At 67.5% G+C, this 22,995-nt stretch carries 20 protein-coding genes and 2 pseudogenes; 10 read left to right on the forward strand and 12 right to left on the reverse strand.

Annotation, left to right across the window (positions count from 1 at the left end; genetic code table 11):
- Positions 1-58 precede the first annotated feature (58 nt).
- The 6 genes from ABZ919_RS26660 to ABZ919_RS26685 all read right to left on the reverse strand — a co-directional run bounded on the left by ABZ919_RS26660 (position 59) and on the right by ABZ919_RS26685 (position 4,638).
- Complete coding sequence (locus ABZ919_RS26660; protein ID WP_361252504.1) at positions 59-946, reverse strand: SDR family oxidoreductase; 888 nt, start codon at positions 944-946, stop codon at positions 59-61.
- Positions 947-999: 53 nt separating this feature from the next.
- Positions 1,000-1,383, reverse strand: coding sequence for an MmcQ/YjbR family DNA-binding protein (locus ABZ919_RS26665; protein WP_361252605.1), 384 nt, complete (start codon positions 1,381-1,383; stop codon positions 1,000-1,002).
- A 132-nt stretch (positions 1,384-1,515) separates the two neighbouring features.
- Positions 1,516-2,433, reverse strand: coding sequence for an NADP-dependent oxidoreductase (locus ABZ919_RS26670; RefSeq protein WP_361252507.1), 918 nt, complete (start codon positions 2,431-2,433; stop codon positions 1,516-1,518).
- A 49-nt stretch (positions 2,434-2,482) separates the two neighbouring features.
- Positions 2,483-3,130 carry a nitroreductase family protein gene (locus ABZ919_RS26675; RefSeq protein WP_361252510.1) on the reverse strand — a complete coding sequence of 216 codons (648 nt, stop codon included), beginning with the start codon at positions 3,128-3,130 and terminating at the stop codon, positions 2,483-2,485.
- A 47-nt stretch (positions 3,131-3,177) separates the two neighbouring features.
- A complete protein-coding gene (locus ABZ919_RS26680) occupies positions 3,178-3,978 on the reverse strand; it encodes an isocitrate lyase/phosphoenolpyruvate mutase family protein (protein ID WP_361252513.1) in 801 nt (266 codons plus the stop codon).
- 111 nt (positions 3,979-4,089) lie between these two features.
- Positions 4,090-4,638, reverse strand: coding sequence for a carboxymuconolactone decarboxylase family protein (locus ABZ919_RS26685; protein WP_361252515.1), 549 nt, complete (start codon positions 4,636-4,638; stop codon positions 4,090-4,092).
- A 187-nt stretch (positions 4,639-4,825) separates the two neighbouring features.
- Between ABZ919_RS26685 and ABZ919_RS26690 the strand changes: the two genes are divergently transcribed.
- The 7 genes and pseudogenes from ABZ919_RS26690 (at position 4,826) to ABZ919_RS26720 (ending at position 12,676) form a co-directional block, all read left to right on the forward strand.
- Positions 4,826-5,485 (forward strand): TetR family transcriptional regulator C-terminal domain-containing protein, encoded by a 660-nt coding sequence (locus ABZ919_RS26690; RefSeq protein ID WP_361252517.1) that lies wholly within the window; start codon positions 4,826-4,828, stop codon positions 5,483-5,485.
- A 186-nt stretch (positions 5,486-5,671) separates the two neighbouring features.
- Positions 5,672-7,552, forward strand: coding sequence for a Na+/H+ antiporter NhaA (gene nhaA / locus ABZ919_RS26695; RefSeq protein WP_361252520.1), 1,881 nt, complete (start codon positions 5,672-5,674; stop codon positions 7,550-7,552).
- On the forward strand, positions 7,549-7,707 hold the full coding sequence (locus ABZ919_RS26700; protein ID WP_361252523.1) for a hypothetical protein: 159 nt from the start codon (positions 7,549-7,551) through the stop codon (positions 7,705-7,707). Before nhaA ends, ABZ919_RS26700 begins: the two co-directional genes overlap by 4 nt.
- Before the next feature lie 153 nt (positions 7,708-7,860).
- Positions 7,861-9,843, forward strand: coding sequence for a SpoIIE family protein phosphatase (locus tag ABZ919_RS26705; protein WP_361252525.1), 1,983 nt, complete (start codon positions 7,861-7,863; stop codon positions 9,841-9,843).
- A gap of 413 nt (positions 9,844-10,256) precedes the next feature.
- A complete protein-coding gene (locus ABZ919_RS26710) occupies positions 10,257-11,720 on the forward strand; it encodes an NAD(P)/FAD-dependent oxidoreductase (RefSeq protein WP_361252528.1) in 1,464 nt (487 codons plus the stop codon).
- A gap of 627 nt (positions 11,721-12,347) precedes the next feature.
- Positions 12,348-12,446: pseudogene (locus ABZ919_RS26715) on the forward strand (IS5/IS1182 family transposase); the annotation flags it as partial.
- A gap of 77 nt (positions 12,447-12,523) precedes the next feature.
- Complete coding sequence (locus ABZ919_RS26720; RefSeq protein ID WP_361252615.1) at positions 12,524-12,676, forward strand: hypothetical protein; 153 nt, start codon at positions 12,524-12,526, stop codon at positions 12,674-12,676.
- Positions 12,677-12,838: 162 nt separating this feature from the next.
- Here the strand turns inward: ABZ919_RS26720 and ABZ919_RS26725 are convergent, their stop codons facing one another.
- The 4 genes from ABZ919_RS26725 to ABZ919_RS26740 are packed head-to-tail and all read right to left on the reverse strand — an operon-like array spanning position 12,839 to position 15,170.
- Entirely contained in the window at positions 12,839-13,633 is a 795-nt protein-coding gene (locus tag ABZ919_RS26725; RefSeq protein WP_361252531.1) for an RraA family protein, read from the reverse strand.
- A complete protein-coding gene (locus ABZ919_RS26730) occupies positions 13,546-13,836 on the reverse strand; it encodes a DUF6510 family protein (protein ID WP_361252534.1) in 291 nt (96 codons plus the stop codon). The genes ABZ919_RS26725 and ABZ919_RS26730 overlap by 88 nt, the downstream gene beginning before the upstream one ends.
- A gap of 10 nt (positions 13,837-13,846) precedes the next feature.
- Positions 13,847-14,566, reverse strand: a complete 720-nt coding sequence (locus ABZ919_RS26735) for an FAD-binding oxidoreductase (RefSeq protein ID WP_361252537.1) — start codon at positions 14,564-14,566, stop codon at positions 13,847-13,849.
- A gap of 10 nt (positions 14,567-14,576) precedes the next feature.
- Positions 14,577-15,170, reverse strand: coding sequence for a molybdopterin-dependent oxidoreductase (locus ABZ919_RS26740; protein WP_361252540.1), 594 nt, complete (start codon positions 15,168-15,170; stop codon positions 14,577-14,579).
- Positions 15,171-15,695: 525 nt separating this feature from the next.
- Here ABZ919_RS26740 and ABZ919_RS26745 point away from each other — a divergent pair.
- The gene (locus ABZ919_RS26745; RefSeq protein WP_361252543.1) at positions 15,696-16,241 is read left to right on the forward strand and encodes a winged helix-turn-helix domain-containing protein; all 546 of its coding nucleotides are present in this window, start codon (positions 15,696-15,698) and stop codon (positions 16,239-16,241) included.
- A gap of 126 nt (positions 16,242-16,367) precedes the next feature.
- Here ABZ919_RS26745 and ABZ919_RS26750 read toward each other — a convergent pair.
- Positions 16,368-17,087, reverse strand: a pseudogene (locus ABZ919_RS26750) (ISL3 family transposase); the annotation flags it as partial.
- A 131-nt stretch (positions 17,088-17,218) separates the two neighbouring features.
- On the opposite strand from ABZ919_RS26750, the gene ABZ919_RS26755 reads away from it, so the two are divergent.
- The gene (locus tag ABZ919_RS26755) at positions 17,219-17,746 is read left to right on the forward strand and encodes a transposase (RefSeq protein ID WP_361252545.1); all 528 of its coding nucleotides are present in this window, start codon (positions 17,219-17,221) and stop codon (positions 17,744-17,746) included.
- A gap of 6 nt (positions 17,747-17,752) precedes the next feature.
- Here the strand turns inward: ABZ919_RS26755 and ABZ919_RS26760 are convergent, their stop codons facing one another.
- Positions 17,753-18,265, reverse strand: a complete 513-nt coding sequence (locus ABZ919_RS26760) for an SUKH-4 family immunity protein (RefSeq protein WP_361252547.1) — start codon at positions 18,263-18,265, stop codon at positions 17,753-17,755.
- A gap of 504 nt (positions 18,266-18,769) precedes the next feature.
- Between ABZ919_RS26760 and ABZ919_RS26765 the strand changes: the two genes are divergently transcribed.
- Complete coding sequence (locus ABZ919_RS26765; protein ID WP_361252549.1) at positions 18,770-22,597, forward strand: helix-turn-helix domain-containing protein; 3,828 nt, start codon at positions 18,770-18,772, stop codon at positions 22,595-22,597.
- Positions 22,598-22,995: the final 398 nt, after the last annotated feature.

The raw sequence follows: 22,995 nt of genomic DNA on the forward strand, positions 1-22,995 counted from the left end.
CGATGAGCGAGGATCTACCGGATTGCGTCTGCACCTATGCGGCGGCGTCCCGAGGATTTCAGCCCAGGGCGGGGTAGTCGCCGGCGGCGAGGTTGTCGATCAGGCTGGGGTGGGTGGGCTGCCAGCGGAACCGTTCCCGGGTCAGTGCACTGGACGATGGCATGTCGAGGGCGAAGACGCGGCCGACGACGCCGAAGCGCTCGGGCGGCACCGACTCGACCGGCATCGCGAGAACGCCGCCGATTGTCTCGGCCAGAGTCTTCATGGTGTCGCCCTCGTCGGCTACTGCGTGCAGGACTGTGCCCGGCGCGGCGTCCTCGAGTGCGGTGCGGAACAGCCGGGCGGCGTCGAGCCGGTTGATCGCTGGCCATCGCTGTGTGCCGTCGCCGACGTACGCTGACACGCCAGTTTTCTGCGCGGTGGCGATGAGCACTGAGCAGAAGCCGTATTGCGACCCGCGCTGGTGTACGGAGCGCGGGAGCCGCACGACAGAGGAGCGGATGCCCTGGTCGGCCAGGGTCAGCACCATCTGGGAAGTGCGGCCGCGGCCGCCGACCGGGCCGTCGGTGGTGTCGGGGTCGTCCTCGGTGGAGGTGCGGCCTGGGATCATCGGGGTGAGGCCGGCATGTACGAATGGCTTGCCGCTGCCTGCGAGTGCGCCGGCGAGGGTGTGCACGGCGCGTGCTTCCTCGTCGATGCCCTGTTCCAGGTTGTTCCAGTCGTTGCTGAAGGCGAGGTTGATGACACCGTCGGCCTGTGTGGCGCCGGTGCGGAGGCTGTCGAGGTCGGTGAGGTCGCCGCGGAGCGGCGTCCCGCCGGCGGCGGCGACGGCCGTAGCCGCGGCATCGGAGCGGACGAGGCCGAGGACCTCGTGACCGGCGGCGATGAGCTCGGGAACGACGACCGAGCCGATGCTGCCGCTGGCGCCGGTGACAAACACGCGCATGAAGGGCTCCAGATGAGTGCTGCGACGCCGTCGCAGGACGGGCATGGCGAGGGTCAGGCGTGGTGGTCGTGGGTGTGTGGATCCGTGGGTTGCTTGGATTTGGGGAGCCCGCCGGCCACGAGACGGTAGGAGTCGGTGACGAGTTCCTTGACCAGCTTGGCGTCGATGGTGTCTCCGCCTTGCATTGTGATCCAGTGTCTTTTGTTCATGTGGTAGCCGGGGGTGATGTCTGCGTGCTGCTTGCGCAGGGCTGTGGCGTCGTCCGGGTCGGCTTTGAGGATCACGACGGGGTGTCCCGGCATGTCGGTCATGAGCATGAAAACCTTGCCGCCGACCTTGTGGAGCTCCCAGTCGGAGTCGAAACGATGCTCCTGGTGGGTGCCGGGCAGTTCCGCGGTGTGGTCACGCGCGATCTTCTGCAGTTCCTGTCCGTCCACAGTGATCAACTCCTGGGTCGGGTTCGAGTGCCTGCCGTGTGTCGTTTCGGGTCCTTCGGGCCGGTCGGTGGCCGGCAGCGGACGGCCACCGACCGGCTGGCGGGTCATGGTTCTGATCTCCGACACGGCCGTCTACGGCAGGACGCGGATGATCGTTTTGCCGCGGCGTCGCGTGGTCGGGTTGAGGGCGCTGACGGCGTCGTCGAGGCTGGCGACGTCCCCGATGTTGGTCCGCAGCCGTCCGTCGCGCACCCGCTGCACGATCTCACCGAGTTGGGCGCGGTCGGTTTCGACGACGAAGTCGATGGCCAGGCCGTCAGCGGGCCGTGCTTCGACCGGGCCGACGACGGACACCAGCGTTCCTCCCGGCTTGATCAGGGCGGCGGACTGCTGTTGAACGTCGCCGCCGATGACGTCGAAGACCAGGTCGACGCTGCCGATGTCTTTGAGCGTGTCGTTCTCGAGGTCGACGAACTCGTGCGCGCCGAAGTCGAGTGCCTTCTCGCGGTCGGCGGCCCGTCCGGTGCCGATGACGTAGGCGCCGGCTTCCCGTGCGAGCTGGGTGACCATCGTCCCGACTGCCCCGGCTGCGCCGTGGGCGAGGACGGTCTGGCCGGCCTGGAGGCGGCCGTGTTGGAACAGCCCCTGCCACGCGGTCAGGCCTGAGATGGGCAGGGACGCGCCTACGGTGAAGTCGACGTCGCCGGGCAGAGGTGCGAGGTTACGTGCTTCGATCGCCACGTACTGGGCGAGGGTGCCGTCGCGGTGCCAGTCGGCGAGGCCGAACACTCGCTGCCCGACCGAGAGCCCCGTCGTGCCGTAGCCGAGGGCGGTGACCACTCCGGCCAGCTCGTGGCCGGGGATCGACGGTGTCTTGTCACGGCCGGCGCGATCGGTCCAGGTCGAGGGCCACTCCATCTCGGTCGGGACGAAGCCCGATGCATGGATCCGAACGATGACGTCGTTGATCGCTGCGAGCGGCTCGGGCCGCTCCGTCAGCGTCATTCCGGCTACTCCTGCGGCCTGGTCGGCGACCACAATGGCTTTCATCGAAATGCTTCTTCCTTGTGTGGTGGGTTTTTTCGTTTCCGGGTGGGTTTTACATGAAGGTGAAGAGCTGGTCGGCGTCGAAACGCGAGATCGGGGTGGTGTACACCCTCTGCGGGTCGGGGTAGCCGAGGGCCAGCAGCACCGTCGTGGTGTGTCCGCTCTCGCGGATCTTGAAGGCCTTGTCGACACTGGTCGGGTCGAACCCCTCCAGCGGGGTGGCCTCGACGCCGAGCTCGGCGGCCGCCATCATGGTCAGACCCACCGCCATGTAGGTCTGCTTCTCCATCCAGTGGTTCAGGTCCTTGTAGCCGTAGGTGCGCAGGCTGAGGAAGTCCCGGGTCATGGATTCCCACAGCTCCTGCTTGGCCGGGTCGGGGAACCGGCCGTCGGCCCTCTCCTTGTCGAACACCGCCTCCAGGTGGGTGTCGGGCAGATCTGCCCGGGTGGTGAGGATGATGGTGTGCGACGCGTTGAGGATCTTCTCGGCGTTGTCCCGGAATCGTTCGCCCAGGTTGTTGGCGAGCCGCTCCTTGCCTTCGGGTGTGGCGAGAACGTAGAAGTGGTTGGGCTGGACGTTCACCGATGACGGCGTGGAGCGCAGGAACTTCAGCAGCTGCTGAAGGGTTTCCTCCGGAATGGTCTTGCTGGGGTCGAAGTACCTGGTGAGGTGCTTGTTCATGAGCTGGTCGAGGTTCATGTCGATCTGCCTTCTTCTTGCGATGAATGGGTGAGCAGCGGTGCGGGTTAGGGCTGGTTCGCGCCCCGGGTGAGCAGGTCGTTGATGCGCTCGAAGCTGATTCCTGTCGTTGCGGTGGTGAGGTCGCCGGCGACGAGCGCCTTGGTGGCCTGCTGGAGTGCCTCCATGGCGTGGGTGTAGAGCGCTGGGCCCAAGCTGATGCGCTTGACCCCGGCCTTCTGCAGTTCAGCGACGGTCAGCACCTTGTCTGCCGGCGAGATGAGGACGTTGACCGGTGTCGGTGCGACGGCGGTGACGATCGCGACGAGTGCGTCGAGGTCGGGTGGGTAGGGGGCGTAGAGCACATCCGCGCCGGCCTCGGCGAAGGCCGTCAGACGCCGGATGGTGTCGTCGAGATCGGGCCGGCCCTGGAGGAAGTTGTCGGTGCGGCCGGTGACGACGATGCGTCGCTTGGCTGCGTTGACAGCACTACGCACACGGTTGATGGCATCGTCGAAGTCGCGGATCGGTTGATCGGGATTGCCCGAGGTGTCTTCGATCCCGATACCGGCCAGGCCGGAGGCGACGGCGGCTTCCACGGTCGCCGCGACGTCTTCGGGCGTATCACCGTAGCCGTCCTCGAAGTCTCCGGTGACGGGCAGCCCGGTGAGCCGGCCGAGCAGCCGCGCATGCGCGAGGTGCTCGCCACGGGTTACTTGGTGACGCCCGTCGCCCCGGCCGAGTGTGGCGGCGAGTGCCGCCGACGACGTCGCGATCGCCTCGAAGCCGGCATCGGCCAGCATCAGCGCCGAGAGGCCGTCCCATGCGTTCGGCATGACGAGGCCGCCGTCGCGGGTGTGCAGTGCCATGAACTTCTCATAGAGGTCGGAGCCCGGCATAGCGAACCTTCCCAAGTGATCGTTTCTGGTGCGGTGAGGGTTTGCCGGCCGTGTGCGCGGCCTCGACGGGGGTCCCGGCGGTCAGCCGGGCGTGCCGGCCGAGCTGACGGCGGGGATGTCGACGTCGGTCTGGTTGACGTTGTTGATGAAGTTGGTCAGCAGGACCTGGACCGCCACCGTGATGATCGCCAGGATCTGCGGGTCGGTGTACCCGGCGCCTCGCACGGCCGCGAGGTCGGTGTCGCTCACCTGACCGCGGCTGTTCACCACCTGCTGAGCGAAACGAGCGACCGCGGCGCGCTTGGGATCGATCGAGCTCCCGGCCCGGGCCAGGTCGATTTCGTCGCTCGACATGCCGCCGAGCTTGGATGACACGTAGGTGTGGATTGCCAGGCAGTAGTCGCAGCCGTTGGCCTGCGAGACGGCGAGCGCGATGGTGTGCCGCGTCTTCGCGTCCAGAACCCGGCTCAAGCTGTCCTGCAGCGTCATGACGACGTCGAGGACGGTCGGGTTCGACGCCAGAGCGCCGAACATGTTCGGGACGAACCCGAACTGCGCGCCGATGTTGCCGAGGATGCCCTTCGCCCCGTCGAGGACCTCGTCAGGAGAGGGCGCGTTCAGTCGTGACATGACGAATCAACCTCCGGTGTTGTGTGAGGGGTCAGGGTCGAGCCCAGGTCGGTTCTTGCTGCTTCAGAGATCCGGTCCAGTTGAGACTGCGAAACCCCGGGCAATTTTTTGGGCTGCGCAGCCCACTTCTCAGAGTGAACACCTCTCGTTTTGGGCTGTCAAGCCCAATCCGAGGTATCGTTGAGACATGACCACCACTACGGCAGCTGAGGCGCCTCACAAGCTCACGTCAAAGGGGCAGGCCACGCGGGCCCGCATCCTGGAGCATGCTGCGGAGCTCATCTACACAAAGGGAGTCCACGGGACGAACAACGATCAGCTCCGCCGCGCCGCCGGCGTCAGCGGATCGCAGATCAACCACTACTTCCCGACCAAGGAGAGCCTCGTCCTGGCCGTGATCGCATGGCAGGCCGAACGCGTCCTCACCTTCCACCGCGACGAGCGATTCGCCGGCTTCGACACCCTCGACGCGCTCCGGGCGTGGGCGGATTTCTACGTCGGCTACGAGCGCGCCTACCAGGAGGGCTGCACCCTCGGCTCCCTGGCCAGCGAGATCATCAAGACGGACCTCGACGTCCACGACGAGCTCGCCAGCGCCTTCGACCAGTGGAGGGGGATCTTCCGCGAGGGAATCGAGCGCATGCAGCAACTCGGCCGCATCAGCGCTGAGGCAGATCCCACGCAACTGGCCAATCTGCTCCTTGCCGCCTTCCAGGGCGGCATGCTCCTCGCCCAGGTCGCGCGGGACATCACTCCGCTGAAAGACGCGCTGCAGTCAGCCATCGACCACCTGCAGACCTTCGCCACGTCTCCCGACGCCGGCGTACGCCAAGCTCGAGGAGCATGACGCACGGCGCATGCGAGGCCGCGTGCTCCAGCGCCTGGACTCAGCCGACGGGGCTCGCACGAACCTGGCCCGTGCCCCTCTGCCATGGCCCACGAGCCCGCCTGACTGCGAAGCGCCCCACGCCGACACACCGCTCTCCGCCCCTTCGTAGGCCGGTCAGCCACGTCTCGAACGAGAATCTGACCCATGTCCCGTGAACCAGAGGCCTATACCGGTCAGACGCTGTGCGGCAGCGGATCGCCTTCCCCGCTGCGTGCCTTCTTGCGTACGGAGACCGGTGGTGCCGCCGTCCTGGTCGTCGCCGCGCTCGCCGCACTCATCTGGGCCAACGCGGCACCTTCGGCCTACACGTCGTTCTGGGACACTCGCCTGTCTTTCCGCTTCGGCACGTACGGGATCTCGCTCGCCCTGCGGGAGTGGGTCAACAGCGGCCTGATGACGCTCTTCTTCTTCGTCGTCGGTCTAGAGGCACGCCGCGAGTTCGACATGGGAGAACTGCGCGAGCGCAAGCGGCTCACCCTGCCGCTCGTCGCGGGACTCAGCGGCATGATCGTGCCCATCGCCCTCTACCTCGCCATCAACGCGGGCCAGGGCAGCGAGCAGGGCTGGGGCGCGGCGATGTCTACCGACACCGCGTTCGCCCTGGGCGTCCTGGCCGTCGCCGGCCGCGGCATGCCGCCCGGACTGCGGGTCTTCATTCTCCTGCTGAGCGTGGTCGATGACTTCCTCTCCCTCGGCGTCATCGCCTTCGCCTACAGCGACCGCATCACCGTGCCCGCACTCGTCGTGGCCATCGCAACCCTCGCACTCGTCCTGCTCACCCGGCGATTCGGCGTACGCCACGGCGGCGTGTACGCGCTGCTGGGCGTCGTCGCCTGGGTCGCCCTGCTCGAGTCGGGTGTGGACCCGGTCGTGATCGGTCTCGCCCTGGGGCTGCTCACCTACGCCTACCCCGCCTCGCGCGCCCACCTGGAACACGCCAGCGGCCTATTCCGGCTGTTCCGCGAGCAGCCCACCCCGGAACTGGAACGGTCCGTCCGCACCGGAATCGCCTCGGCAATCTCCCCCAACGACCGCCTGCAACGCATCTACCACCCCTGGACCAGCTACGCGGTGGTCCCGCTGTTCGCCCTCGCCAACGCCGGCATCGAAATCAGCGGCGGCCAACTGGCACGAGCCTTCACCTCACCCGTCACCCTGGGCATCCTCATCGCCTACGTCCTGGGCAAGCCGCTGGGCATCGTCGGGGCCTGTGCGCTCACCACGCTCGCCTCCCGCAGCCGGCTGCGCCTCCCGGTCGGCTGGGGCGCCGCCACCACCGGGGGCGCGCTGTGCGGAGTCGGGTTCACCGTTTCCCTGCTCATCGCAACCCTCGCCTTCCACGGCGCACGCCTCAACGAGGCCAAGCTCGGCATCCTCGCCACACTCGTCTGCTCCTTCCTGACAGCCCGGCTCGTCACCGCAGCGATCGGCCTTCTGCCGCCTGCGCTGCGCCTTAGGGCCCTGCTCGGGAAGGCGGAGACGATCGTCGACCTGGCCGTGCCCGTGGACTTCGACCACGATCACATCCGAGGGCCACACCACGCCGCTGTCACCGTCGTGGAGTACGGCGACTACGAATGCCCCTACTGCGGGCAGGCCGAGCCCGTCGTCCGAGAACTCCTCGCCGACTTCGGAGACCTGCGCTACGTATGGCGCCACCTCCCCCTCAACGACGTGCACATCCACGCCCAACTCGCCGCCGAAGCCTCCGAAGCCGCCGCACGCCAGGGCCGCTTCTGGGACATGCACGACCTGCTGCTCAGCCACCAACAAGCCCTCCGCATCGAAGACCTGCACGCCCACGCGGCCGCTATCGGCCTGAACACCGAGCGCTTCGAACGAGACATGCGCACTCACACCGGCGCAGCCCGCATCGCCGAGCACGTCGAGTCAGCCGACCTCAGCAGCGTGGCCGGCACCCCCACCTTCTTCATCAACGGCCGCAGACACCACGGCGCCTACGACCTCACCAGCCTCACCGCCGCCGTCCGCACAGCCCGCGAACGTGCCGCCGTTGCCACGTGACGGCCAATCTGCTCCTTGCTGCCTTCCAGGGCGGCATGCTCCTCGCCCAGGTCGCGCGGGACATCGCTCCGCTGAAAGACGCGTTGCAGGCAGCCATCGACCACCTGCAGACCTTCGCCACGTCTCCCGCCCTCGCCGTACGCCAAGCTCAGTAGCCGCTTCCAGGCGTACGGGTCAGCGGAGTGTGTCGCGGTGGGACGCTCTTCCGGGGCTGGGCAAAGAGGACCGCGGTGCTGGCCCTTGCCCGGGATTTCCACCGCTACGGCAGATACTCTTGTTGCAGGACGAAGAGATCACATCGTTCGACGATGCTCAGGGAGCGGCAAGTGGACGCCGCGGACGAACTTCTTCAGAGGGCCACACCGTCGGCTCTTTTGACTCTGCACGGTGTCATCCGCTCCCTCAACGCCGCGATGGCCACGGCACTGGGCAAGCCCTGGGAACAGTGCGTGGGTCATGGCTTCGTTGATCTACTCTCCGAGGATCAGCGCATCCCGGCTGAAAGCCTGCTGGCGCACGGGGCCACGACGAATAGGCTTGCGATGCACGTGCTGGAATTTCCCGGCACGAGCACCGCATCTGTGGTCTGCCTCGTCGAGGCGCGACCGGTGACTGATCCCTCGAGCGGCGAGCGGCTTGTATGGCTGCATTCGTTGGACGCGAGACACGACCTCGGTGGTCTGCTGATCCCGTTCCAGCTTGCGGCAAAGGATGCCGGCCTCGGCCTGTGGATGTGTTCCCCCGATGAGCATCAGGTGGAGTCACTGGGCGGCGCACCCGCTCTGGCCGCGCTCTTCCCGCAGGCGTCGGTGCCCCTGTCCGAGATGATCAGGCGAGTACACCCTGACGACCGGAGGAACGTGCAGCGGCTTGTGCGCTCGTCCGCCGCCCAGTCCCCGTGGATCAGGTCGCGGTTCCTCACCGAGCACGATGGCTGGCGTGTTCTCGCAGGCCAGACCCGCCGGATCCAGTTGGGATACGGCGGCCCCGAACGGGTCTTCGCGGTGATGCGCGACGATACCCAGTCGGAGACGCACCGCCAACAGATGCTGGCCGAGGTGAGCGCGGAGCGCGAGCGCGCCGATGGGATCACCGCGTTCTCCTCCGCCCTGTTCACCGCCGCCACCGAGCAGGAACTGCAGCAGGTTGTCCTGGCCCGGCTCGCTGCGGCCGTCGGCGGTCTTGGCGCGCTCTTCGCCGTCGTCGACGACGGGCGCTTGCGCGTCTCCTCGGACGCCGGGATTCCCACGTGGGTGGCTGATGCTCTGCACGGCCTGTCACTGGATGAGGACCGGCCGTTGCCCTGCGTGATCCGTACCGGCCAGGCCCGATTCTTCCCCAACCACGAGGAGCTGGTTCGCCGCTGGCTGCATGATGACGGTCTGCCCCTGCCGCACCCCGTCCCCGGCACCGCCTTGTCGATCACCCCCCTCAGCCCGGCGGGCGACCGGCCGCTCGGGGCCTGGGTGGTGACCTACGAGAGTGAGCACCCCCCCTCCTCTGAGAAGCGCGCCTTCATGACGGCTCTGGCCGAATTGGCAGGCCAGGCACTAAAGCGCATCAGGCTGCAACAAGCCCACGTCGAGCTGTCCACGGCGATTCAACAGAGCATGCTCCCGACACTGCCGGAACACCTCCCAGGCCTGGAGATCGCCGCCCGGTATCAGCCCAGCCGGGACGGGCTGGATATCGGCGGAGATTGGTATGACGCATTCTCCCTACCCGACGGTGCGGTCGCACTGGAAATCGGCGACGCTCAAGGGCACGACGCGGATGCCGCGGCTTTCATGGGCCAGGTGCGCTCGTCCATGCGCGCGATCGCCGCCGACGAACCTGACCCAGGAACGGTGCTGACGCGTACCAACGAGTTGCTCGTCGCGATGGACGCGCCACGCTTCGCAAGCTGCACCATGCTGCACCTCGATCCGCATGACGGACAGGTCATCGGCACCAGCGCTGGCCATGTGCCACTGCTTCAGGCGCGCGACGACGGCAGCCACACCATCCGCCCACTTCCGGCCGGGCCGGTCTTGGGAATCGTGCCTGGCACCGAGTACCCCGAGGAGACCTTCACTTTGGAAGAGGGCACCGCGCTGGTCATGGTCACCGATGGTGTGGTCGAAGGGCCGGCCCTGCCCCTGGACGCCGGACTAGAGCGAGCGGGAGCGCTGGCCGGTCGAGCCCTCCAGGACGGGCTCGGCGTCGAGGCGACCGCAGACCGAGTACTCGACGCGGTGGCCGAGACGGATCACCTCGACGACGTGGCCGTGCTGGTCATCCGACGCGCATGAGACTCGATGCGTGTCCCTAGAGGCGCGCGCGTCGCCAAGGTCGGCGTCGGGGGACTGGAGCGTGCCCGCCACGCGGAGTCCGTCGACCCGCACGCCGCCGCAGTTCCTGATCTGTCCCACGCCATTCCCGCGGCCACATCGGTGAGACGCTGCTCAGGGCTGCCCCGGCCGTGCGCGTCGACGCCGAGATCGCTGGGGCGTGGGCAATCTGGCGTTGAACATCCTCACGAACTCCTTCGATGTCCTCGCCGACACCGACAACGAATGGCCAGTCGTCACACCGCATGCCCACGGCTGACCGACGGGCCGGCCTGGTCGGGGAGCCCCGCCCAGGCCCGACCCACCAGCCCCGACGGGCAGCATCACCACCGCCTCGACCGTCGTCAGGCACTCCCAGGAATGCGAGGAAGAACATGAGCGAATCGCACGAAGCCCAGACAGGAGTGCCTTACGACGTGGTTGTGCTGGGCGCAGGCCCGGCCGGTGCGAACGTCGCCGACCGCGCCCGTGCCGCCGGCCTCTCCGTAGCGGTCGTGGAACGGGGACTGGTCGGCGGTGACTGCGCGTACTGGGCGTGCGTGCCCAGTAAGGCGCTGCTGCGGCCGGTCATCGCGCTCGCCGACGCGCGGCGCGTGGACGGTGCCCGGCAGGCTGTCACCGGTCGGGTCGACGCCGATGGCGTCTTCACCCGTCGCAACCGCTCTGTCTCCCACTGGGACGACACCAGACAGGCTCTGTTCCTCGAGTCCATCGGAGCCGACCTCTTCCGTGGCCACGGCCGTCTCGACGGGCCGCGACGCGTCAGCGTCACCCGTGACGACGGCGCCCGGCAGACCCTCACGGCTCGGCACGCGGTGGCCATCGCCACGGGCAGCCGACCGGCGTTGCCCGACATCCCGGGCATCGCCGAGGCGCGTCCCTGGACGAGCCGGCAGGGCACCGAATCCAGCACCGTGCCCACTCGCCTCGCCATCATCGGCGGCGGCGGAGTCGGCATCGAGATGGCCACCCTCTGGCAGGGCCTCGGCTCCCAGGTCACCCTGCTCGCCCGGCGCCGCCTGATCCCCCGCATGGAACCCTTCGCCGGCGAACTGGTCGCTCAGGGATTGAGCGAGGCGGGCGCGGATGTGCGGATCGGCGTGCAGGTGACCGTCGTGCGCCGCCCGGACCCGCAGGGGCCGGTCACCCTCACCCTCGACGACGGCAGCGAGCTGGAGGCCGACGAGGTCTTGTGCGCCACCGGCCGGACCCCCGCCACCGAAGATATCGGCCTGGACACGGTCGGCCTCACCCCCCGCTCCTGGCTCGATGTGGACACCACCTGCCTGGTGCAGGGGGTCGACGGCGAGTGGCTGTACGCCCTCGGCGACGTCAACCATCGTGCCCTGCTCACCCACCAGGGCAAATACCAAGCCCGGACCGCAGGCGACGCCATCGGCGCCCGCGCCGCCGGTCGCCCGCTGGACGACACGCCGTGGGGCGACCACGCCACCACCGCCGACCAGCACGCCGTAGCCCAGGTCTTCTTCAGCGACCCCGAGGCGGCCGCAGTGGGCCTGAGCGCCGAACAGGCGGAGCGCGCCGGGTACCGCGTCAAGACCGTCGACCTGGACTTCAACGCCGCTCAGGGCGCCCACCTCTACGCCGACGGCTATCAGGGCCACGCCCGGCTGGTCGTCGACCTCGACCGGGAGGTCCTGCTCGGAGTGACCTTCGTCGGCCCCGGTGTCAGCGAACTCCTGCACTCGGCGACCATCGCGGTCGCTGGCGAGATCCCGCTGAAACGGCTCAGGCACGCGGTCGCCCCCTTCCCCACTGTCAGCGAGATCTGGATCTTTCTCCTCGCTGCCTACCAGCACGATCAGGAGATGCTGTAGACCACCGCCACCTGACACCCACGCCTCCCCGGTCCGGGGCCCTCGACGCGGCAGCACACAGGACTGGCGGCGACCCGGCAACCCGACCTGACGAAAGGACGAGTATGGGAAGCAAGCGGAGTCTCCGCGCCCGGGGCCGAGGGAGGTCATCCTCCTCAACCTTTCCGAGCCCCGGTGTCCAGCACCGGCCAGGTACTCATCGAGGTCGAGGCCGCCGGCGTGGGGCCGTAGGAGCTGCTGAACACAGCCGCCGGGATGTCGGCCTTCGTGCCACCGCCGCACTGGGCGTCGAGGGCGGCGGCCGGATACGCACCGTCGGCGCGGCTGTCCAGGGGTCTCCGCCGGTGACCGTTATCGCAGAGCCTCCACCCGTGCCCGCCCGGCGATCCAAGAGCGTGTCACAGGGCGCGCGAGACACGCAGGCGACGCCTGCTCGCCGTCACTACCACGCGCCGCAGCCATCTGCTGATCCCTCAACCTGACCCGCCATCGCGAGGCGTGTGCGCGGAGATCTGACCGGCTGACAGAATGCCCTGGTGCAGCCTCTGCCGGTTCCGTGCCCCGCGCACCCTGTGCCCGGCGTCGGCGGTGAGGGTGTCTTCCTTCACGGTCCACCGTCGGGGCCGGTCTACGCTTGCCGGCTGCCGACACCTGCACTGCCACTACGAGCGCAAGGCCGAACACTTCCTCGCCTTCGCCACAGCCCTCATCAGCTACCGCCGATTGGCCACCGCACTCAGGGGCCTGAGCCTGTCACCTGCTGGCGCTCCCGCACCGCCTACCTCTGCACCTACGCTCGCGCCTTGGTTCAGGTGAAGGACTACTACGGCATGTCAGTCGACTCCACCGGGAAGAGCGCCCTGTCCTCGGTCCTCAACAGGCTGCTGACATCTCCCATCCTGACCAGCGCAACAGCGGGCCCCAATATTCGCCGGGCCCGCTGCAGGCACATCTGACGGCCGACTGCCACATTCCCGTTGCTGCCGGCCGGGTCGGGCAGGAACGCCGGGAACCGCGCGATCCGACCATGTCGGCGACGTGAGGTCATGGTGCCCCGAGCGAGCTTGACCCACAGAGCCCGCTTCGGCCGGAGTGATGTCCCTCGTTGCCCTGGTGTGTCAGCGTTCCTGCTGTCCTTCGGTGCCGGCTCGGCCGGTCGTGCGCTCCTGTTCGACCCGGGCACGGAACGCGGCCTCCTCCTTGCCCACCGTCACGGCTCCGTCGAGCACGGCGTCGATGTCGGGTTCGGGGATCACCACCGCGCCGGAGTCGTCGGCGAAGACGTACTGCCCCGGGTGCACGCCCACCCCCGCGACCACGATCGGCACGTTCGCCTGGTATGGCGTGATCACATCGCCGCCCCATCGCACGGCCTCCGCGGAACAGTAGGCCGCGAAGGGGTAGGACTTCAGCTGGGCGAAGTCTCGCAGCCGTGCGTCGGTGAGCACACCGGCCAGGCCGTAGCGCGCCAGCAGGGAAAGCTTGGTGGCGCCGCCGATGGAGACGTCGCGGTGGCCGTTGCTCGCCAGTACCAGCACCTTGCCGCGGGCATCGTCGGATTTGACGCCCACCGCCTGCTGGAACAGAGCGCCGAAGGTGTGGGTCTCGGGGTCCGCCATCACCGAACAGGAGGGGAAGAAGGAGATCGTGACCGCTGGGCCGAACAGGACCCGGCCTGGTGTCGGAGTGACGAGGTCGTGAATGTGTGCGTGGTGCCGATGGATTCGTCCGAGGGCGTCGACGATGTCCGCGCATGCCAGCGATCGGGCCGCCCGAGCACGCCGCTCGGCCACCGCCTCTCGGTCGTCGCCCGGCGGGGCGGGGGTCACGGCAGCTCCAAGGTACGGATCGACATCAGGGTGAGCTGGAGCTGGCGTGGTCGGTCGACGAGCAGCACCTCGCACGACGAGCACGCCGGACAGCGCACCACCATGCCGGGACAGCGCAGATAGACCCTGGTCTCGGCGACGCGGTGCCGATCCCCGCACTCGGCACACTCCAGGACGATCATGGTTGCGTCCCGGCCCAGAGCCAGGGACATCGCCCCGGCGACGGCGTTGCCATCCACACAGCCGTCCTCCGGGGGCACGGAGAGGAGGTCTTCCTCTGCGTTCACTGCGGGCCTCCTATCCGAACCTCTCGGTCCTCAACGAGTCGGCGTCCAAGCCGGCGCCGATCAGTCCGCGGGCGGCTTCCTCGACAAAGGCGGTCGGGCCGGACACGTAAGCCCGCAGCCGCGGTTCGCGAACACCACCCGGACGAAGCAGCGCGTTCAGCTGCTCGGCTCTCAGCCGACCGTGCTCGAACCCCGCCGTGCGTTCCCGGGTCAGGTGGACGGTGGTCTCCGGCCCGTTGGGACTGCGCAGCTCGTCGGCGAAGATGACCCGGCCCGCGGTGCGCGCGGAGTACACCAGTCGCACCGGAGTGCCGTGAGCGCGGGCGGCCCGCCAGATGGCGCGCATCGGCGCGATGCCGGAGCCGCCGGCGACCAGGAGCAGCGGTACGTCGTCGCCGGGCTGCCACACGAAATAGCCCCCCACCGGTCCCATGACCTCCAGGGCATCACCGTCGGTGGCGACGTCGACCAGGTACGGAGACACTTCGCCGTCGTCCACGCGTTCCACGGTGATCTGCGGCGCCTCACCGGGCGCGGAGGACAGCGAGAAGCTGCGGGTGGCCTGGTATCCGTCCTCGGCAGTGAGCCGGACGTCGATGTGCTGCCCGGCGACATGCCCCGGCCAGCCGGCGATGGCGAGCCGGATGCTGCGCGCCGAGGCGCTCTCACGCGTCGTACCGGCGACAGTGGCGGCTCGCCAGCCGTGAACGGGGCGGACGCGCGGTGGCATGGCTGAACGGTCAGTCACCGTAGTAGCGCTGTTCGAGGAACGGGTCACCGCGGTGGTGGTAGCCAGCGTTCTCCCAGAACCCCAGCTCGTCCTCGGGCATCACCCGGATCCCGCGCAACCACTTGGCAGACTTCCACAGATACAGGTGCGGCACCAGCAGCCGGACCGGCCCGCCGTGCTCGGCCGGGATCGGACCGCCCTCGTAGCCCACCGCGACCATCGCGTCGCGGTCCACCAGGTCCTCCACCGGGACGTTCGTGGTGTAGCCGCCGTACGAGGACACCAGCGCGTAGGGCTCGTCGGCCACCCCGGCGTCCTCCAGCACGGCCGCCACCGGAACGCCCTGCCAGGTCGTCCCCAGCTTGGACCAGTGGGTGACGCAGTGAATGTCGGTGGTCAGGTCCACCACGCCCAGATCGTGCAGCGATGCCCACGCGTAGGTCTTCTCCGTGGTCCCGTCGGTGACCACCAGCTCCCACGCGCGGGTCGGTACGTGCTGGGTCGGGCCCGCTGTGAGGACCGGGAAGTCACGGGTGACGAACTGCCCTGGCGGGACCGCGCCTTCCGTGCGTCGAGGGCGTCCCGTGAATCCGCGCGTAACCATGTATCGCTCACCACCCATCGTATCGAGAGTGTAACCAACCGTGCACGTTGTCGCCTCTCTCACGATCAGCAGCTCGGAAGCCGCCGGCCGTGGCGTGCACGGTGGAATCGGCCACCTTGACGGTCGCACCAACATCATCGTGGGAAGCCGCCGTCCCGGGCGGACGAAGTGGCAGGTGTAATCCGTTGGGGTAGCGCTCCAATAATTTCGGTGCTCGGGCTCGGCCTCTCAGAAGGGACCGATGGGTTCAATTTTCCTCTGCATCCACGTAATAGATCGCCGAGCGGTAGAGGGGCAGGGTCCCGGCCCGGCTGCGGTAACCCTGGGAGCCATGAGCCAGTAGGCGGGCGGGAAAAGTGGGCGCCCGCTGCCCCCACTGCCATCCGTACGCAATTGGTACGCAAAATGAACGCTCCATCATACGGTCGGCACACGCGTGCAGCAGGTCCGAGCTACTGAACTTGATTGGGTGATGTCGGTGCCGTCCGCCTGACAGTTGGGTGTCAGCATCGGTAGCCCTGGGGCGTGAGGTACGCGCAGGGCGGCGGACTGACCGACGCCGAGAGAACTACGCGGGAGCGGTTGCGGCTCCAGGCCGTGGAGCGTTTCGAGAGCGGGCAGAAGAACGCGGAGGTTGCCGCTGCCCTGCGGATCAGTGTGCGGTCGGTTGAGCGGTGGCGTCGGGCCTGGCGCGAGGGCGGTGAGGCCGGGGTTCTGTCGAAGGGGTCGCCGGGAAGACCTCGGCTCAACGAAGTCCAGTTCGCGAGGCTGGAGCGGGAGTTGGAGCGTGGTCCGCTGGCTCACGGCTGGACGGACCAGCGGTGGACGCTGGCACGGATCAAGACGCTCATCGGCCGGCTGTTCCACGTCTCCTACACGGTCGAGGGCACCTGGCGGCTGCTGAAGCGGCACGGCTGGAGCTGGCAGCAGCCCACTCGACGGGCGATCGAGCGCGATGACGACGCGGTCGAGGTATGTAAGAAGGAGACCTGGCCGCGGGTAAGAGTATCGCGGCGGAGCGCGGGGCCTGGATCGTCTTCGAAGACGAGGCCGGGTCCCGGGTGCGGGTGACCAGCCATTTCTCGGCGCCGGTGTCCGGGTTGAGGCCGGGGTCGGGCGCTTTTGCCGACGTGGGCTCGGACTGCTCGGGCGGCGGTGGTGCCAGGCAGGACCGGTGGTGATCACGGTGCGTTCGACCGTGTGGGCCAGGTTGTCCCACAGGTGCCACGCGTCGGCGACCTGTCGGGCCTGGGGTGCTCCGGCGTTCGCTGCCTCCGCGTAGGCGCCCGCTCGGTCCCGGCAGACCGTCTCGATACCGGGGTGATCGGCCAGCCAGGAGACCAGTGGTGCTTTCTCGCGGCCGGGCAGCAGATCCACGACGCGATGGGAGTCCAGGTCGACGAGCACGGTCCCATAGCGTCGGCCCCGGCGGGTCGCGAAATCGTCGACGCCGAGGACGCGTAGTGCGGGACGGGGCGGATCCGGCATCGCCATCACCACGTTGAGCAAGGTGGTCCGGCTGATCGGGATGCGTAGGACGGCCGCAAGCCGGGCCCCAGCCCGTCCCGCCAGTGCCAGAGCGATCGCTTTCACGATCTCGGCGAGGGCGGCCGTGCGGCGGCCGTATCTCACGGTCAACCCTGCTACTTGCTCGGCGAAGGTCCGACGAACGCAGCTAGCACTATCGCAGAACAAGCGTCGGACGCACAGGTCGATGACGACCGGGCGGCCGCCCAGGGCGGCATCGGCCAGGTGCCGCCGGTAGCGGCTGTGAACCCGCCGAGCTGGCGCACCGCAGTCGGGACAGGGCACGCCCGTGCCGTCCCGGGTCCGAGCGACGACCAGTACCTTTTCTTCCTCCACTCGCACCCGCTGCACCAGCACCGCAGCCAGATGCGGGAGGAACTGCTGCAGCATCCCCTCACACGGTCACAGCGTCCTGCTGCCTCCCCCCGGCGCGTCACCAGCGCAGCACAGCACAGACCGTGCACGCCAGCCGAGCATGACGTTCCGTCACCGCTTCACGAAAATCTTGACTGAGCCAGTCGATGACTCCGCCGCGCGCCAGAACCTGGGGCCGGATCGGCCAGACCCCGGTCGTGAGGGTGAGGGGCCGCGACTCCGGGCGGGTGTCGATGGCGGGCATGACCTGCTATAAGCCGGGCGAGCGGTCCCGGCTGATCTACGCGATCCGCGAGTATCGCGGCCGCAAGGACGAACCGAAGGGCTTCGGCTGGCGCGACTTCCGCGACCTGATCGTCCGCGCCCGCCTCCAGCTCGGCGGCCCGATCGTCCTGGTCTGGGACAACCTCCGCCTGCACCTGACCGCCGGCATGCGTACGTTCATCGAGACGAACGCCGAGTGGCTCACCGTGTTCCACCTGCCCACCTACGCCCCGGACCTCAACCCACAGGAGGGCATCTGGTCACTGGTCAAACGCGAGATCGGCAACCTCGCCGCCGCGGACCTCACCCAGATCACTCGAGCCGTGAAACGTCGGCTCAAGAGGATCCAGTACCGTCCAGAACTCGTCGACGGCTGCCTCGCAACCACCGGCCTGACCCTGGAGGACTGACGTGACTCATTCCTCCTCCCAGTTCGCGTAGTCGCCCATCGCCACGTCATCACACAAGGTCTCCCACAACCCGTTGTCTGCGAGTGCGGTGGCATCGAGAGCAGCGAGGAGCCGACGAAGCTCGTCCGCCACCTCCTGGAACCTGTCCTCCTCGTCTTCCTCGTAGAACGGGAACCGGGCGATGATGCCCGCGACGCACTGGTGGAAGGCCCCGAGGTCCCTGTTCACATGCCAGGCGGTCGCGGAACCGATCTTGGGGATCTGCACGACACGACGCGAAGCCACGTCGACGCCGAGCCGACCGAACAGGCCGCTGGACCCAAAAACGACCAACCCGCTCTCACCGATCCCGTCCAGGAGCGTCGCCTCAGTCAGCGGTTGGTACTCATAACCGATCAGCCCTGCTGGGACGCCGACTTCCCGCAGATCGGCGGCGATCTCGGCAGGCACCCCTGGTGAGCAGCCGATACGGACCACGGCGTACTGGGGCAACGGCAACGGCGGGAAGTCTCGGATCACGCGAGCATCATCCTCGTGCTCCGGCCACACGGGGAAGGCGCGAGCTTGCCCCTGCCACCCTGCGCCGGGCCCCGACATCACTCAATCAAGTTCAGTATCGGGTGCGGTCATCGTGCTGATCTCCTTCGTGACTCGACATCTCGCAGATCAGCTGGCGGCCGTTCTTGCATCCGGGCGCTCACTCCGACGCCGGGGCAATCGCCCGGATCAGGTGGGAGCCCGTACACCACTTTTCAGGAAGCAACCGCCGCCGATGTCCTCTCAGGCGTCCGCAGTGCTTGAGACGAGCTTCCGGGTCGACTGGTAGTTGCGAGGCCCCCTGTCGCAACGTGAAACAAAGAGCGGTATGGCTGGTCGGTGGTTGGTCGGCTGAAAATTGCTGGTCATAGGTGCGGTCGGCGCACGGTGATGCAAAGGTTGCCCTTCAGTGATCGCGGATCGCGCTGACTGCTGGGGGCGGGAATGGGGCGTCGAGAGGGGTTATTGGACCCGGCGGCCGGTCCGGTGCAGCGTTTCGCGTACGAGTTGCGCAAGCTCCGTCAGGAAGCGGGCGGCCTGACCTACCGGATGATGGCGCAGCGCGCGGGCTATTCGGTGGCGACGCTGTCGCGAGCGGCTGCGGGGGAGCAACTGCCGTCTCTTGAGGTGGCACTGGCCTATGCTCAGGCCTGCGGCGCCGACGTGGCGGAGTGGGAGCGGCGATGGCGTGCGGCGTCCGAGGAGGCTGCAGTTGCGCCGGAGCCGGGTGACGAAGCACAGGGGCCATACCGCGGTCTTGCTCGTTTCGAACCTGCCGACGCGGGTGTGTTCTTCGGCCGGGACGCACTCGTGGCTCAGCTCGCGGAGCGGGTGCATGCCCACCGTCTGGTCGTGGTGGTCGGGGCCTCGGGCAGCGGCAAGTCCTCACTGCTGCGCGCAGGGCTGATCCCCCTTCTTCAGAACGAACGGTCCCCAGGCCGTAGACCGGCGACTGTCCGCATCCTCGCTCCTGGGCGCTGCCCGATGTCCAGTCACAGGGCGGTGGTGACGGCAGACCCTGGACCGGGGGACACGGTCGTCGTGGTCGACCAGTTGGAGGAGCTCTTCACCCTGTGCGCTGACCCCAGTGAGCGTGCGGCCTTCCTCGACCTGCTACTGACCGCGGTAGAACCGGAGAGCAAGTTGCGGGTGGTGATAGCGGTGCGGGCGGACTTCTTCGCCCGTTGCGCAGAACACCATGGTCTGGCCGCAGCGCTGCGCGACGCCACTCTGCTCGTCGGCCCCATGAGCCCTGCAGAACTGCGGCAGGCCATCGTCAAGCCTGCGGTTGGTGCGGGTTTGATCGTGGAGCGCGAACTGACCACCAAGATGATCGCGGATGTCAGCGAGAGGCCCGGAGGGTTACCGTTGATGTCCCACGCCCTGCTTGAGACCTGGCGCCGCAGAAAGGGCCGTGCTCTGACACTCGCCGCCTACCGGGCGGTCGGCGGTGTCGACGGGGCCATTGCCGTAACCGCCGAAGACCTCTACACCCGGTTGTCCACCGACCAAGCCCACTGCGCCCAAAGGATCCTGCTGCGCCTTATCACCCCCGGCCAAGGTGCGCCGGACACACAGCGCCCAGCCGATCGTGAGGAACTGGACGGCAATTCTCCCGGTGTCAGCGAGGTACTGGAACGTCTGGTGAAGGCGCGGCTGGTGACGGTCGACGGCAGGACGGTGCACCTGGCGCACGAAGCTCTTATCGCAGCGTGGCCCAGGTTGCGGAACTGGATCGACAACGCCCGTGAGCGGCTGCGGTTACACCGCCGGCTCACCGATGCCGCGCAAGTGTGGCAGACCCTCGACCGCGATCCAGGAGCCTTGCTTCGAGGTGCTCGTCTAGCGGCCGCCGAGGAAGCCTTCGCTGCGAGATCTGAGGATTTGACCTCACTGGAACGGGAATACCTGGGTGCCAGTTCGGTCGCCCGGCAGCGGGAGCAACAAGCAGTGACTCGGGCACGGCTGCGGCTGCACACCCTCACGGTGTCGGTGTCGGTGCTAGTAGCGCTGGCGCTGGTCGCCGGCATGAGCGCGTGGCAGCTGAACCGAACGAACGAACGCCAGGCCCTCGCGGCCACCGCGCGGAGAACTGCAGACCTGGCCGGCAGTATGCGGCTTTCCGATCCGCAACGAGCCCTTCAGCTCAGCGTCGCCGCATACAAGATCGCAGACACTCTCGAAACGCGCTCTGCGTTGCTCAGCGCGTTCGGGCAAAAGGAGCAGGACAAATTCCAAGTCCCAACTGCCGGAACGGCCGTCCTTCTCAGTGATGACGGACGTACGGTGATCAGCGCAGGGGCGCATCAGATCCGGCGGTGGAACGTCACCACTCACCGTGAACTGCCGCGACGTAAGGCCCCGGGTGGCACCGGTGCGACGGTGCTTGCGGCCAGCGGTGACGGGAACATGTTGGCGGTTCGTCAGCGCGACGGGAGCATGTTCCTCTGGGACATCGCTGCGCAGCGGACGCGCGGACATCTGCTTTCCACGGGGACCCGCGCGGCTGCGTTTGGCGCACTCGAAACCGTAGTCTTCGGTGCGAGCGGGCGCACCCTGGTGACCATCGCCGCTGACGGCGTCGGCGTGAGGTTGTGGGACACCGTTCACCAACGCCTCCTCTTTGCGCATTCTCTCCTCAGGCCCGTCCAGCGCAACGACCATCCGCCGGTGGCAGTAAGCCCTGACGACCGTTTCGTTGCCTGGTGCCAAGGCGGGGGACCGGTCCATCTGTACGACGTCCCACACCACCACGAGGTCATGCTTCACAGCCCGTCGACCAGGCTTACTGCCCCGTGTCGGCAAGGTGATCCAAACCCGCTCACTGCTCCCGCACGCGTACTCGTGACTCCCGACGGTGTTCTCCAGTTCAGCCCGAACAGCCGCTACCTTGGCGGAATCGACGGTACCGGTGCCGACCAGTGGGATACCTCTTCCGGGCGTCCGAGCAACTTTCTCCGTGACGATCCTCCGATCATCGGCAACAGGCCTGCCGAGGTCGAGCCCACGCCTCTAAGGGAGATAAGATTCGACCGGGGAGGGACGTTCTTTGCTGGAATGAGTAAAGATGCGATCGTACTGTGGCGAGTCGGTCGCCCCGGGAAACCGATCTGGACCTACCCACTCAACAGTGATGTCAGTGGTTTCCCGGCTTTCGACACCACGGAAGACAGCTTTCGCTACCTTGACAACGGCAGTCCTTCAGGGCCGACGGTACGTACCCTCGACTTGAACTACCTCAGCACCGGAGCATGGCACCAGCCGGAGAATGCAGAAGGGGCGCTCAGTCTCGATGGCAGGGCTTCCGCTGTACTCCCGAAAGGAAGTCGCACAGCCGAAATTGACGTGCATGATCCGAAGTGGGGCACCGTCAGGAGCGAAATAACCGGCCTTCCGTACATGACCGATCCTGAGGTCAGCCATACCTACCCGCTCATGTCCTTCGATGCAAGAGGTACGCTGCTCGCCTACGCCGTCGCGCCCGGAGGAACGCGCGCACTGGCTGACCGCGTGCGCGTCTGGGACACCATCCGCCGCCACGTCATAGCTACTGTCCGCGATTCGGCGAACTCGGGTATTGCCGCGCTCACACTCAGCCCCGACGGGAAGCGGCTGGCCATTCTTACCCGCGCGGCGCATACAAAAATCAGGATCTGCCGTCTACCCGACTGTAGACACCCCATCACTGTGCGCGGTGATTACCAAACTCCCCTCGTATTCAATCATGACGGAACACTCCTCTATGCGGGAGTTCACAGCGATGTGCGTCCCCTCACCTCAGTCAGCTCGGGTCAATTGGTCGACACCATCGACACGGAATCAGGTACTACGGAGCGGAAACGACTGGGGCAGGGCGCCGACTGGTCCCTGTCCGCCAGCCCCGACGGCCGCTACATCGCTGTAGGCGACCTGGCAGGGTGGATCACTCTGTGGGACGCCTCGGGCACCGTCCAGCTTGGCGTACTCCCTGGCCCGCTGCCACGCGGAGACTCTCAAGATACCTTCGTCATAATGGCGTTCTCCCATGACGGCCGTACTCTTTCCGTCGCCGGCCAGCAAGGCATGCTCCAGCTATGGGACACCTCCTCTCGCCAACTTATGGCGGTGCTGCCCACACCTGGGGACACCATCTCATCTCTGGCGTTCAGCAGCGATGACCTCACTCTGTATGCCGCAGGCAGCAACACCCGCACCTGGGCCTACTCTCTCGACGCCCGCCAGATCACAGAGCGCGTATGCCAACGCACAGGCTCGCTGTCCCGAACCAGCTGGCGAGCATACTTTCCTGGCATCCCCTATCGCGCGATTTGCTGACCACTGTCCGACGCAGCCCCGAGTCCGCAAACGCATCGGGGAGTTGGCCGACGGCCATCGGGCGGGACCCAGGAGCGAGGATTCGGGTGGCCGCCAGCCGATGGCCCGACGACTCATCGTTTTGCAGGGCATGGATCGACCCTGCGCGCAAAGGGACGAATACCCACTGCCGCAGGCACCCACGAGAGCCACCGGGGGCCCCACACCCACTCGACGAGCTGAGCCACGAGCTCTTCCCGGCCGAAGCGCAATTGCCGGTCACCAGGCTCAAACCGGGCCAAACACTGGTAGGGCGCCGCGCATCATCATTGCGCTCCGGCTCGGCGGCCACTTCCTGAGCTACGGCGCCAGCGCTGTTCCCACTTCGCCACGTCCGCCCCGCACGCCTACACATATGC

The organism is Streptomyces sp. NPDC046759, from assembly GCF_040645475.1.
In the GTDB taxonomy this organism is placed as follows: Bacteria; Actinomycetota; Actinomycetes; order Streptomycetales; family Streptomycetaceae; genus Streptomyces.

Coding starts and splice junctions, on each gene's coding strand:
- ABZ919_RS26660 (WP_361252504.1), bottom strand. CDS start 946: ATGCGCGTGTTTGTCACCGGCGCCAGCGGCAGCATCGGCTCGGTCGTC.
- ABZ919_RS26710 (WP_361252528.1), top strand. CDS start 10,257: ATGAGCGAATCGCACGAAGCCCAGACAGGAGTGCCTTACGACGTGGTT.
- ABZ919_RS26685 (WP_361252515.1), bottom strand. CDS start 4,638: ATGTCACGACTGAACGCGCCCTCTCCTGACGAGGTCCTCGACGGGGCG.
- ABZ919_RS26675 (WP_361252510.1), bottom strand. CDS start 3,130: ATGAACCTCGACCAGCTCATGAACAAGCACCTCACCAGGTACTTCGAC.
- ABZ919_RS26735 (WP_361252537.1), bottom strand. CDS start 14,566: ATGCCACCGCGCGTCCGCCCCGTTCACGGCTGGCGAGCCGCCACTGTC.
- ABZ919_RS26740 (WP_361252540.1), bottom strand. CDS start 15,170: ATGGTTACGCGCGGATTCACGGGACGCCCTCGACGCACGGAAGGCGCG.
- ABZ919_RS26705 (WP_361252525.1), top strand. CDS start 7,861: ATGCTCAGGGAGCGGCAAGTGGACGCCGCGGACGAACTTCTTCAGAGG.
- ABZ919_RS26690 (WP_361252517.1), top strand. CDS start 4,826: ATGACCACCACTACGGCAGCTGAGGCGCCTCACAAGCTCACGTCAAAG.
- nhaA (WP_361252520.1), top strand. CDS start 5,672: ATGTCCCGTGAACCAGAGGCCTATACCGGTCAGACGCTGTGCGGCAGC.
- ABZ919_RS26680 (WP_361252513.1), bottom strand. CDS start 3,978: ATGGCACTGCACACCCGCGACGGCGGCCTCGTCATGCCGAACGCATGG.
- ABZ919_RS26670 (WP_361252507.1), bottom strand. CDS start 2,433: ATGAAAGCCATTGTGGTCGCCGACCAGGCCGCAGGAGTAGCCGGAATG.
- ABZ919_RS26755 (WP_361252545.1), top strand. CDS start 17,219: ATGACTCCGCCGCGCGCCAGAACCTGGGGCCGGATCGGCCAGACCCCG.